This window comes from Pseudomonas sp. FH1, from assembly GCF_000510895.2.
Lineage (GTDB): Bacteria > Pseudomonadota > Gammaproteobacteria > Pseudomonadales > Pseudomonadaceae > Aquipseudomonas > Aquipseudomonas azotoformans_A.
The window spans coordinates 19,855-30,540 of the sequence record NZ_AOHM01000040.1 but is presented as its reverse complement, the minus strand read 5'-3'; the positions used below and the strand labels follow the sequence as shown (position 1 = coordinate 30,540).

The following is a 10,686-nucleotide window of genomic DNA, read 5'->3' as shown; positions in this document are numbered from 1 at the left end:
GGGGTATAGCGCAGTCCGGTAGCGCGCCTGCTTTGGGAGCAGGATGTCAGGAGTTCGAATCCCCTTACCCCGACCATTATTCAAGAAAAAAGGCGCCTTTATGGCGCCTTTTTTCGTTTGTGGATCAGATAGATACCTCGAATCTGCTAACTCGGTTGATTTTGTCCGCTAATTATTTGACAGGCACGCGAAAGCCTCTGGTTATCCAGAGCTCGCTACTGCGGTGCGGCTTGACCTAGGTGTCGTGCTACGGAGACGCCCGGGAGAACGATGTGCTTCCCATCGATCGCTCAGATTGGGTGCGTTTCCGGAATGTGCCGACGCCTAGCCCGCTTGCCATTAGCGTTAACAACAGATTCTGATCTATCTGATCTATCTGATCTGATGGCGAATCTGTGGCAGATTCCATTGAGCCGCTATGTAGTTGTGCCGATGCGAACTCAAGAGCCTTCCTAAGCGCACTTGGGCCACTCGATCTGCTAGGTCTATCAATTATGACCTCTTCGATAGCCGCCTGTTGTTGTGGAGGCTGCAACGTTGTGGGCTTTGGATCGGCATTTTTTCGCGAAGGCAATCTTATTTGAGCGAAAGGGGCTGTAATGGCTGAAGTCGGTGGTGTACCGCTTGAATCAACCCTTCTAACTCGGCTTAAAGCACCCTGAGCCAGACTTCTCTCGTGCAGAACAGCACGCATGTGGTCGTAGTCGACTTCGATGTAGTTCATCGTCGTTGCAATATTTGAGTGGTTCAGCAGACTTTTGGTGAGATGAATGTTCCGCTCTGGTTGTTTCATCAAGTCCGTGGCGAGGGTGTGCCTAAAGCGGTGAGGGGTCATCCGCACGCCGATTTTATCGGTGAGCTTGCGGTAGATCGACTCAACCTGATCGATGTTCATTTCCTTACCGTGATAGTGCCTCGAAAATCGGTTGACGTTAAACAGCTGATCGTCCGGTGAAAAACCTATCTTCTCCGCTTCTCCCAGGATTCTGCAAAGGTGTGGAGCAAGTCCCTCCATGATGGGTAGGAAAAACTCGCGATGGGTTTTCTCTGTTTCACCGCGAACTAGGATCATCTTGTTGTCCCAGTCGATATCCTTGTAGCGAAGGCATAGCAGGGCATTTAATCGAATACCGGTGTAATAAAACATCTCGAAAACGGTTAGCCAGAACCAAGCTGGTGTTATCTGGGTACGCTCTTGAGTACAGCGCTCTTGCCCAACAAGAGATGTGAGCCAGTTGCGAGCTCGTTGTATTGCTTCTCCATTGATTGTCTTACTGGCTCGCTTGGGTGGAATAACGCTTGTTTTTCTGAATGGATTGATCGTGGTGTGGGTCATCAGGCCGTGCTCAATTGCATAGCCCCAAACAGTACGCAGATGATTCGAATAGGTGTTCCAGCTTCGTTTGGATAATCCATTCTCAAGAATCTTCTTTCTCCATGCCAGTACCGCGCGATGATCAATCTCCTCAATCGGAGTTGTTCGGAAGTGTTTAAGTAATGCTTTGGTCGATGCACGATAGATCTTCGCACTAGCATCGCGAAGGTCGTGAGCAAATATGTACTCCTCCGTTAACTTTAAAGGCGTGGTCATTCTGGCGATTCCAACATGTCTAATTTCAGAGACAAGCTTAAGTTGTCGAAGGGGACTTCAGAGAAAATCGTAAGCGGGTCAATAAGTAAGTACCCCTTGAGCTGCTTGGATTTTCGAGGCCCTACAACATTGCATGTCCAGATATTCAGGTGTTTTTCAGTTTTTTTATGGAGTTTCAGCTTCTCAAAACTCCGCTGAACCATCTGCCAAGCATTTACCTGCTGTGCTTTCGCCTGCAGTTCAATGTGAGGGAACTCCAGGACATAACGCTTGAATATTCCAGGCGTTACCAGCATGGCAGTCCCCGCCACCGTATGAACCTGTGCTTTGGCGTCATTTATGATGATGCTTCGGGATGCGATGCCTTTTTTAAGCCATTCAACAAATCCCTTACCGAAATCGGTGTTATTCCTTGGCATCGATGTTACTTCTATTGGAGTTGCGAGTGGCGAGACCCATTCATTGGTGCTGATGCAAGGCTGAGAATCATCCAATTGAAGGGGGGCGGTGTGTGCCGCTGAGACATTATGGTTATCATTGTTTGCTGGTGGCTCTTTGATATTACCAAGGAGGGCCAGTAGTTCGTCAAATTCAGCTGGATCGCTGGGAGAAGGCTGCGGGAGGTCAAATGTTATTGTTTCTGCCGGTGCTGAATCTGTATGCGCCCCGTTAAATTCATTGTCCTGGGGCAAGGTCTCTGGTCGCTTAGAGATGCTGCTTTCTGCCGAAGACTCTTCTACCGAATTGCCCGCTTCTACCTCAAGGGTGCCCGCGTATGCAGTTGGCCGATCGGTGGGGTCATTCCAGATCAGTGCCGGCGAAAGCTTCAACAGAGTGAAGGTGTTTCGCCAGCCGCGACCATTGTCGATCGTGGCCCTCCAGATCGCCTTGTCCTGGGTATTGGTCTGGATAACCCCCTGATCCTGCAGCATGTTGAAGAAGGGCGCATTCGAGCTGGGCACGCCCTCAACGCCCTGAGTCAGCAAGTAGGCCCGCAATTGATCTGCAATAGGTTTGCTAACCAGCCAAAGAGCATCCTGTGTCAGCCATCCATCTGACGGACCATCGGGTTGATTCAATTTGAATGTATCCCGGACCAAGTAGCGCAACCCTTCTGCCAATTGCCGCTGCAAAGACTGCTTGGGCGCGGACAATGCGCGGGATGGGTTTCCGCCCAGTTCCTGGGCTACGGACGCCTGGTCGGCCTTGACTACTATCTCTCCCAGAATTCCTGCGTGTTCGTATTGACCGGCCAATACAAAGACTAACTGCGACCACACTTCTGGGAAGTCACTGAGCCAGTCCAGAATCTCCGGGGAGAGGATCTGGGCGTAGATCAGTGCAGCTGCGGCCCCATGTAGTTGGTAGCTGCGTCCTTTCACGTAACGAAAGCGGTAAGGACGGTTGATTGGACCATGCCATGGGTGCCAGGTCTTACCTCCCTCCAGTTCGATATGCACGTCGACGGCAATCTTTCCAAGGTCATGTATCAGAGCGCCATAAGCTGCTGCGGCAGTCCACGCTTCAGCCTGTGCTGATTGAGATTCCGGTGGTGCGCCTATAGGGAGTAGATATGTCTGTCGGATCTTCAATGCATAGGCGACGATTTCAAGCCCGTGATCCAGCATGCCGCCAGGGTGTGCATGGTGGTGGTTTTGCGAAGCAGGGAGCTGCTGGACCAACTCCGCGTAGCGCTCAAGTGGAAGCCGATAGAGTTCTGCAAACTGAGAGCGGGATAACGATGCGCGTTGCCAAATGTTCTCCAGAAGTTTTTGTCGGCGCGGAGTTGCGAGCAAGTCCTGTGCCTGGGCTGGTTTCAGGTAGCCTTTCGCAGAAGAGGCGGCAGCAGGTAGCTTTTTGCTGCGGCGGAAGATTGAGAACATCGTCGGCTCCATTAATGAATCATGGGGCAGGCTTTTCTCCTATCAACGGGGGGGCGAGCAAGAGGAAAGGTTTACTGGTGGTCTCAGGTATTTCTTTTGGCGAAAAGCCATCTTTCTATGGTGGTGACGGAGAAAGGAATGCAAAATAATCGTCGTTTCGGTTTAAGGGCACGGTGCCGCAGATCGACCCGGTGAGGAAAAAATGATGGTTTCACTTCGCTACGCTACGAAATCAACCTCAGATAATGTTTGGGCACTTTGTGATTTGATACGTGACAATAAGTGTGATGAGATCATTCTTTTTGCGAGCGTAGAAAATGATCTTGACGATGATGAAGCAAGGTATAATAACAACCTTCCTCTGGTTGTCGCTTTAGCTAAATATATTATTCCTCACGTTGATAGCGTGTTTGTCGTTTTCGATGGGGTATTTTTAACCGCCGCGCGTTACCCTCGTTACGGCGAAGTACGTGACTTACTGGATGTTGCCGTTGCGTCAGACAAGGTTTATTACTCCGGGCGGAGAGCTCCACTTACTAGCGAAATGACGCCTGACGAGGCGGTTTCAACTCTTATTGGGCTAGGTCCTATCCAACCTTTGACGGTTGATTCCAGAGCTAATTACTTTTCTTTGCTCAGCAGTTTTACAGAAGAAGAGTTAGTTGAAATTTATATCCCGCGAGAGATTCCTTAAGATTGGTCCTTTTACCCGCTAAAAGCGGCCCTTTCGGGTAGGGCTTTTACCCTTGTGAACCATTCCATTCGCTTCTACAAAACCTTTTACCCTTTGGGCCATTTTTGCAGTGAAAACGGGCGGGCGTTTGGTGCCGAGTGTAACGGCCGTTTGTCTCCTGATCTTGCGGCAGAGAAAAATCGGTATTATAAGTAATGTCAAATCGCCTCTAGAATGGGCATGAAGGAGACGCGCCATGACCACACAGACATCCCAGGGAGTAGCAAGTCGTTTGGGCTATGGCCTGGGCCAGGTTGTGCGCCTCGTTTGGTGCAGTCATAACCGCACAATGCGCTGGGTTAAGCGTCTGGCTCTGATCGCATTGGCCGTGTTTTTTTGGACATGGCTGGCTAACGCCTTCATTGCAGTCTTGACTATTGGTATTATTTTTCTGGCCCTGATGAAGGGTGCAATTTCCCCACGTCATGAGGGAGGTCGGAAAGAGGGATTTGCAGTCGGCTGGCGAGATGGTCCCGATGGGTGGGGTTATTATGACATGTACGGAAATTGCCATACGTTTGGGGATGCCGATGAGTAGCGCCCTGACGTAGGCACTACTCATCCTTTCAAAGCACATTCCTCAGTTCTTTGCTGCCTTGTGATCCTGCTTGTTTAACATCTTTTGTTCCGCTGCTAAGACCTTCCAGCGCATTCCCCGCACTAACCCCTGCCCATCCCAGCGCGCCTATCCAAAATACCGGCAGGATGATGAACATCGATCCCATCACGAAGTTCAAGATTGCGTCCTGGGTAGCAGTGTTCAAACCCATCACAGGATCAAATGATAAATGCGGGGAGCCGGCTCCATATAAAGCGTCCAGTATCGTGGTATCGACCCATCTTGCCAGTTGAAACCAGAAGTCCACGAAGATCAGAGCAAAAAACACGACGGACATAGTCATGGCCACTTTAAGTTGGTAAGCACCGACAATCAGCACCAACGGAATGCAAATTACCATCGCCATTTTTAAGAACGCCATGACCATCGGTAGCGCCTGGCGAACCATGTCCATAGCTGGGAAATAGGCCATAGATCCTAATGCAACTCCGAAAGTCCCCGCTGCCCGGGCTGCTCCATTCCAAACGGTTCCGTTGATTTGCCCCCCGTAGTCCGTATAAACATCCCCTTTCACCTGATTCGACGGCGAGACCAGTTGCCTAATAAGTGAGTCGGTCACTTCGTCCTGGGACATCCACTTCGCCCAACCAAGCATTTTGGTCATGAGATCTGGTGATACTTGATCCTTGATGCGATCCCGTAAGCCCACACCGCTATCGGACCACCATTGTTTGCAAGTCGGATACCCACCGCCTCCACTCACTTGTGGCAAGCCTACGTCGCGGGTAGCGCTGTAGGGCCAAGAACTCCTGGGTGTTTTAGAGTAATCCGTATCGTAATAGCCCGAAGTGTTCAGAAGAAAGTGGGAGCCGATCCAGCTGAGATCCTCCAAAAACTTTGGATCATTCGCCTTAGTTCCCAAGTCGGGTTGACGCATAAATAATCTAGCTCGGGAAGGACCATAACAGTCGTGCGTAAAATCTCCTATTTCCTGAGCCAGCAATGGGTTGTTTATTTTGGTGTTATCCACTTCCATCCGCATTTGCCGGAGATCAGTTCCGCAGGGTATGGCCGCGACAGCGCCGCTGGTCAATCCCTTTGATAACGCATGCATAAAGGCCCACCACATGGGCATTTCCGCACTCTTGCCTGCCAGAGTACTGAATGTTGTGTTCCAACCAGTGTCCGCGGGTTTAGGTAAGTTGTACTGACACTGCTGAGATCTACTTTGATCAAATGCCAACGTGTCAAAACTAACATTTACTGCTGGGACGCCGCAAAGCGCCACGACGACGTAACCGACGTAGATGTTGGTTTCGATTCGGGCTAGTGAGAGGACGCCTTTGTTACCCTCATCAGCACCTTCTCCACGAACTTTCAGCCACTCTTTGATGACAATGATGCAGAATGGCAGTGCAAATAATCCGGTATCTGAAATCATCGACCAAATACCGTTGTTGATAATCCATCCGGCCAGTGTTAGGTAGTACTCCAAATAATCATTGGTATAGAGCGTCATTGGACGCCTCCTGCTAGGAATACAGCTTTGCTCAGTTCAATCATTAACACCAGTATCATCAGCATTACTTCAATCTTTAAGATGCTTCTGCGATGCTTAGTGCGATCTGATTGTGGCAGTCGATACTTGAGCTTCAGCCAGGCGTAGGTAATTGCCATATAAAGCATCAATCGCCAACAGAGAAGCAGCCAGTAATTGTCAGTGCGCCAGGCTTGCCATTGCTCGGCGCTGTCGAACACGCTCATCAATACGCTGCTGATGAAGACCGCGACTGCGGTATTGGCGAGCAACACGGCAAGCGCGATTAGGATGCCCCTGCCCGCTCGACGAACCACCGAGGGGTTGGAGGCATTGCTAGGCCTTCGTTTATCGGTCATGGCCTACTCCTCACTGTTTGTTCTTGGCGGGCGACTGCAACTGCTCCAATCGATCCGTTTCAGGTGCCCCCTGAAACACGCCCCGAGAGTCTTCGGCCCGCGCTTTACCGCGCTCAATGATTGTGAGGGGCGAGTTTTTCGCGAGCTGCTGACGCATATCCAGTTCCATTTTCAGATTGCCAATTTCCTGCTGCAGCGAGGAACTCTGCTGACCGACTGCCTGGAGGGCGAGGTCATTAGCCGCGACGTTCGGCTCGCGACTGCCCGCCATCAACGTGCGCTGCAGGGTTAAGGCTTTCTCCAAAACGTCAGAAAGCGCGACTTCTGAGGCAAGCCTGCGAGCAAGTACGTCCTGATCACGCTCGTCCTTGAGCGCTGCTACAACGCCCCGGGTAATGGGCAGAGAGTTGCTACTCGCGGCTTCCAGGTTTTCGATGGAGAGGGTTTTTCCCCCGTTCAGCAGTTCCTGCAAGGCTTTCAGCTTGGTGTCGTAGGTTTCCTGGATCAGCGGCGTCAGACCGACGCCAGCAGCTGTAACCGTTTTAGGACAACTGTCACAGGTCTGCTGTTGTTGTTCCCCCAGCACACGATTGGCGAAGGTCGTGGCCTCTTGGGGTGATGACCAAACGTTGCACACCATGCCATTGTTGCAGTTGTCTTTACTAATCGATGAGGTGTCGCTTGCGGCTCGCTTGTTCAGCAGGTTGTAGCCCGCTTTGGTGACGTCACCTACGATGCGAATAGGCTTCTGACCGGAACCTCCTGCTCGATCACCCCCAACCCAAGTGACGCCGTCGTTGCCACCTTTTTTTTCGACTTGCTCCACCGCAGATACCGCGTCCGTGTTGGATGTCAGCGCCTGGCTCATGGCCTGACCCTCAGCGAGCTTGCCCCAGCCCATCTGGTTGCCGGCGATATCGGCCATTTTTTCTCCAATGGCGCGGCAAGTGCCTTTGGATCGATCAAAGTCGAGTCGGGCCTGCAGGATGCCGTTGGTGATGAGGTTGTATAGCGCCGGGTTCGCACGTTGAAGAATCAATGCCGGCAACGAAGCCACGGCGCTAGTGGCGTTCTGTACCACCGAGGTCATGATGTTCTGGAATCCAGAAGTGGCCCCGTTCAACTGATTTTGTAATGTGTTACTAAGGCTCATGTTTCCGCAGATCAGATTGTTGTTCCAACCGCCACCTACGGAAATACTGTCCATGTTGCCAGCGCTGCCCATGGCCACTGCGCTCCCCCCGCCGATGTTGTAGAGCACGTCGTCACCAATGACACTGCCGGAGGATGAGATGTTGATTGGGTCAGCAGAGAACGCTATTGCGCTGCTGAGGCAGCAGGCGAGCCCTATCGCCAAGGTGGTGAATTTCATGTTGTGCTCCGATCGCTGTGTCATAGGAAGTCCGTACTGCCGAGGAAGGTCTGACCACGACGTTGGCAGCAGGAATATGGGCGCCAGAGTGCCCAGGCGTAGCCGCCATCCTGCGCATCGATGTTGGGGCCGATAGTGGGAAAGGTTGCGCAAGTCGGGTTGAGGACTGGGGTCAGCTCTTGCCACTTGCCTGTGGAGGCGTCACCTTCGCGTAGTGGCCCCGCAGGCCAGTATCCGGCGTAGGGAAGGGCGAGCATTGGCAGATAGACATGTACTTGGCCTGGGCGGGTGACTACGTCACCGGCGCGCTGTGCAATGACGGCGCCGGTCTTATAGTCATCGGTCTGGTTGAGAAAGCCACTACGTGGATAGACATTCCCCCAAATACTGGCTGTGAATAGGCTGCCGACTTCGCGCATCCCCGGAATCAGTGCTTCGGGGTAGACGGACTCGGGTACGCCGTATCGCCAGGCAATCGGATCGAGGGTGCTCAGGAAGTAGGGTACGAGCGGTAATGTCGCGCCTTTGCAGATATAGCCAGAAGCGCTGGCAAATTGACTGAAAGTCGCACCGCCAGGGTGGCCTATGACATCGGCTTCCTTGAACTTGATGATGTTGTTTTCAGCGACGTGATTGGTGGTGCCGTCGTTTCCTGCTTGGGCCATGGGATTCGGTGCTCCCATAGGAGACATCTCTATCCAGGGGTTCATCCCCGTATTCGAATATGCTGACACCACCGCGTCTGGCACATAGTGACGAACCTTTGTCGAGGTTTTGATTTTGCAGCCGAAAGGCGTGCAGAGCAGCCAATAGCAGATACCTACAACCTTGTATTCCAAGCACGTCGGCGACAGCGTTGACGCAATGATGGATGCAGAGGTGATCGCAGCTGATGCGCTGAAGGACATGCTGAAAGTGATGGCCAGCGACAATGACTTGATCTGAAAACCTAATCGCCTCATCTAGAAAGGCTCCGTGCTCGATCAATCAGCGTGACGGCTTTAGCCACATCCGGCTCGCCGTACACTACGTAGCGACGGTCAACGACTACGGCCGGGAGCTTTTCGATTCCCAGGCTCCAGGCGTCTGTGACCCCCTGCTGCGCCTGAGCCAGGTCGCTTTGGAGACGTTTGCCGGCAGGGCTGGCTAAGTAGCGTTGGACCGTTGCTTCAGCCTGGCGCGGATCGGCAGGCAGTATCTGGGACAGTTGCTCCTCAAGACGTTGCTGATCATCCAGAAGAATGATGCGAGTGCCAGAGGGCGCCGATACCGGATGGGTCTGATTGGTAACGACCCAGGTTTCTGCTTGGGCAGCAGCGGGCGAGAGCAGTAGCAGTGGGAGCAGCCAGTGCCGCGGTTCGCTAAGGTGGGTAAGGATCTGGAGCATGGCACCGTACCTGATATGAGTTCAGGTACAGAAAACCGGATGGAGGTCTTGAGCGCAGCAAGAAATATAAACTTGGGTGCTTTGGGTATTTGGGAATGCAGAATGTTGAAGATTACTGTTCGAGGAGCGCAGGTCATGAGAGGTCGCGCACCGTCACGAAGTCAATGCTTCCTAGCTTCGAAAGGCGATTGCGGCATATCAGGCGCTTGGTGCTGCAGGCCTCTTGAATCTTCGGACGACGAAGCTCGTACGCGTGATGAAATGAGTGGCCCGAAAGCCAAACTGACAAAGCTTTCGATTGTCTATAAAATGAGCGTATACCCCCGCCTATGCCTCAAGGAGGTCGACATGATTGCAAAGGCCAAAAAGGTCAGCAAGACTGACAACCCGCATATCGAAGCTGCTGAGCGCTTTCGTCAGTTGGCTTTGATTCTTGCTGGGGATCCCGCTGAAGCCAAGGCTTTTCGCGTAAAAACTGGCGTTTATAACGTCAAAGGCCATCTCAAAGCCGCATATCGCTGATGTATCAACAGCTCCCTTCATTTGTTCTGGGCTTTCACGGATGTGATCGCAAAATCGGGGAAGCTGTTCTCGCTGGTGAGCATGTAGCGCACAGCGTTAATGATTATGATTGGTTGGGCGAAGGTGCGTATTTCTGGGAAAACAGCCCAGAGCGTGCGTTGAGCTATGCCGAACATATCAGAAAGCATTCCAAGCGCGGAAAGGGAGCGATAAAAGATCCATTTGTCGTAGGTGCTGTAATAGATTTGGGCTTATGCCTAAATCTGACAGATGAAGGTGCACTCGAGGAACTGCGAGGCGCTTACGACATCCTGGTCGCTTCCTCCGAGGAAATACCGACGAACGTCCCCGGGTTTCATGGTGATCATGACAACCTTAGGCGTCATCTCGATTGCGCAGTGTTCCAGACCCTTCATCAAGCTCGAGATGCTGTAGGGCTGCCAGATTATGACTCGATCCGCTCTCCCTTCTTGGAGGGGCCAGAGCTATACCCAGGCACTTTCTTCCGCAAGCAGACACATGTGCAACTCTGCATACGTCGTATGTCTTGCATCAAGGGCTATTTCCTTCCTAGAAACGCTGATGGCTCGCTTTTCCAGGTTTAGGCTTATATTCAGCGCCTATTTGTGAATCGGGCGCGCAGCAATAACTGCTTTGCCCGGTTAAATCTTACCCCTCTTCCCACTGTACGTATGGGACAGTACTGCCGTCCTCTGCGCGACATGGCTCATTGATAGGATTTC

The 10,686-nt window shown here is 52.2% G+C and carries 11 protein-coding genes; 4 read left to right on the top strand and 7 right to left on the bottom strand.

Annotation, left to right across the window (positions count from 1 at the left end; translation table 11 throughout):
* Positions 1-247: 247 nt before the first annotated feature.
* Both H096_RS13995 and mobH read right to left on the bottom strand, forming a co-directional pair.
* The gene (locus H096_RS13995) at positions 248-1,591 is read right to left on the bottom strand and encodes a site-specific integrase (RefSeq protein WP_033899068.1); all 1,344 of its coding nucleotides are present in this window, start codon (positions 1,589-1,591) and stop codon (positions 248-250) included.
* Positions 1,588-3,474 carry a MobH family relaxase gene (gene mobH, locus H096_RS13990; RefSeq protein WP_033899065.1) on the bottom strand — a complete coding sequence of 629 codons (1,887 nt, stop codon included), beginning with the start codon at positions 3,472-3,474 and terminating at the stop codon, positions 1,588-1,590. The genes H096_RS13995 and mobH overlap by 4 nt, the downstream gene beginning before the upstream one ends.
* A 205-nt stretch (positions 3,475-3,679) precedes the next feature.
* Here mobH and H096_RS33205 point away from each other — a divergent pair, with 205 nt between their 5' ends.
* Positions 3,680-4,168, top strand: coding sequence for a hypothetical protein (locus tag H096_RS33205; protein ID WP_033899063.1), 489 nt, complete (start codon positions 3,680-3,682; stop codon positions 4,166-4,168).
* Between the two features lie 235 nt (positions 4,169-4,403).
* Entirely contained in the window at positions 4,404-4,745 is a 342-nt protein-coding gene (locus tag H096_RS13985) for a hypothetical protein (RefSeq protein WP_033899060.1), read from the top strand.
* A gap of 28 nt (positions 4,746-4,773) precedes the next feature.
* Here H096_RS13985 and H096_RS13980 read toward each other — a convergent pair whose 3' ends face one another.
* The 5 genes from H096_RS13980 to H096_RS13960 are packed head-to-tail and all read right to left on the bottom strand — an operon-like array spanning position 4,774 to position 9,421.
* Positions 4,774-6,285: a conjugal transfer protein TraG N-terminal domain-containing protein gene (locus H096_RS13980; RefSeq protein ID WP_033899058.1), complete on the bottom strand. Its 1,512-nt coding sequence runs from the start codon at positions 6,283-6,285 to the stop codon at positions 4,774-4,776.
* Entirely contained in the window at positions 6,282-6,662 is a 381-nt protein-coding gene (locus H096_RS13975; protein ID WP_033899055.1) for a hypothetical protein, read from the bottom strand. Before H096_RS13975 ends, H096_RS13980 begins: the two co-directional genes overlap by 4 nt.
* 10 nt (positions 6,663-6,672) lie before the next feature.
* A complete protein-coding gene (locus tag H096_RS13970) occupies positions 6,673-8,034 on the bottom strand; it encodes an integrating conjugative element protein (RefSeq protein ID WP_033899053.1) in 1,362 nt (453 codons plus the stop codon).
* A gap of 20 nt (positions 8,035-8,054) precedes the next feature.
* Positions 8,055-8,996 carry a TIGR03756 family integrating conjugative element protein gene (locus tag H096_RS13965; protein ID WP_033899051.1) on the bottom strand — a complete coding sequence of 314 codons (942 nt, stop codon included), beginning with the start codon at positions 8,994-8,996 and terminating at the stop codon, positions 8,055-8,057.
* Positions 8,993-9,421, bottom strand: coding sequence for a TIGR03757 family integrating conjugative element protein (locus H096_RS13960; RefSeq protein ID WP_082461571.1), 429 nt, complete (start codon positions 9,419-9,421; stop codon positions 8,993-8,995). The genes H096_RS13965 and H096_RS13960 overlap by 4 nt, the downstream gene beginning before the upstream one ends.
* A 348-nt stretch (positions 9,422-9,769) precedes the next feature.
* Between H096_RS13960 and H096_RS34235 the strand changes: the two genes are divergently transcribed.
* On the top strand, positions 9,770-9,943 hold the full coding sequence (locus H096_RS34235) for a hypothetical protein (RefSeq protein ID WP_184744837.1): 174 nt from the start codon (positions 9,770-9,772) through the stop codon (positions 9,941-9,943).
* Positions 9,943-10,548, top strand: a complete 606-nt coding sequence (locus tag H096_RS33200; RefSeq protein WP_082461568.1) for a hypothetical protein — start codon at positions 9,943-9,945, stop codon at positions 10,546-10,548. Before H096_RS34235 ends, H096_RS33200 begins: the two co-directional genes overlap by 1 nt.
* Positions 10,549-10,686 lie beyond the last annotated feature (138 nt).

Excerpts from the sequence above, each read along its gene's own strand:
- H096_RS13995 (WP_033899068.1), bottom strand. The coding sequence starts at position 1,591 with ATGACCACGCCTTTAAAGTTAACGGAGGAGTACATATTTGCTCACGAC.
- mobH (WP_033899065.1), bottom strand. The coding sequence starts at position 3,474 with ATGTTCTCAATCTTCCGCCGCAGCAAAAAGCTACCTGCTGCCGCCTCT.
- H096_RS33205 (WP_033899063.1), top strand. The coding sequence starts at position 3,680 with ATGGTTTCACTTCGCTACGCTACGAAATCAACCTCAGATAATGTTTGG.
- H096_RS13985 (WP_033899060.1), top strand. The coding sequence starts at position 4,404 with ATGACCACACAGACATCCCAGGGAGTAGCAAGTCGTTTGGGCTATGGC.
- H096_RS13980 (WP_033899058.1), bottom strand. The coding sequence starts at position 6,285 with ATGACGCTCTATACCAATGATTATTTGGAGTACTACCTAACACTGGCC.
- H096_RS13975 (WP_033899055.1), bottom strand. The coding sequence starts at position 6,662 with ATGACCGATAAACGAAGGCCTAGCAATGCCTCCAACCCCTCGGTGGTT.
- H096_RS13970 (WP_033899053.1), bottom strand. The coding sequence starts at position 8,034 with ATGAAATTCACCACCTTGGCGATAGGGCTCGCCTGCTGCCTCAGCAGC.
- H096_RS13965 (WP_033899051.1), bottom strand. The coding sequence starts at position 8,996 with ATGAGGCGATTAGGTTTTCAGATCAAGTCATTGTCGCTGGCCATCACT.
- H096_RS13960 (WP_082461571.1), bottom strand. The coding sequence starts at position 9,421 with ATGCTCCAGATCCTTACCCACCTTAGCGAACCGCGGCACTGGCTGCTC.
- H096_RS34235 (WP_184744837.1), top strand. The coding sequence starts at position 9,770 with ATGATTGCAAAGGCCAAAAAGGTCAGCAAGACTGACAACCCGCATATC.
- H096_RS33200 (WP_082461568.1), top strand. The coding sequence starts at position 9,943 with ATGTATCAACAGCTCCCTTCATTTGTTCTGGGCTTTCACGGATGTGAT.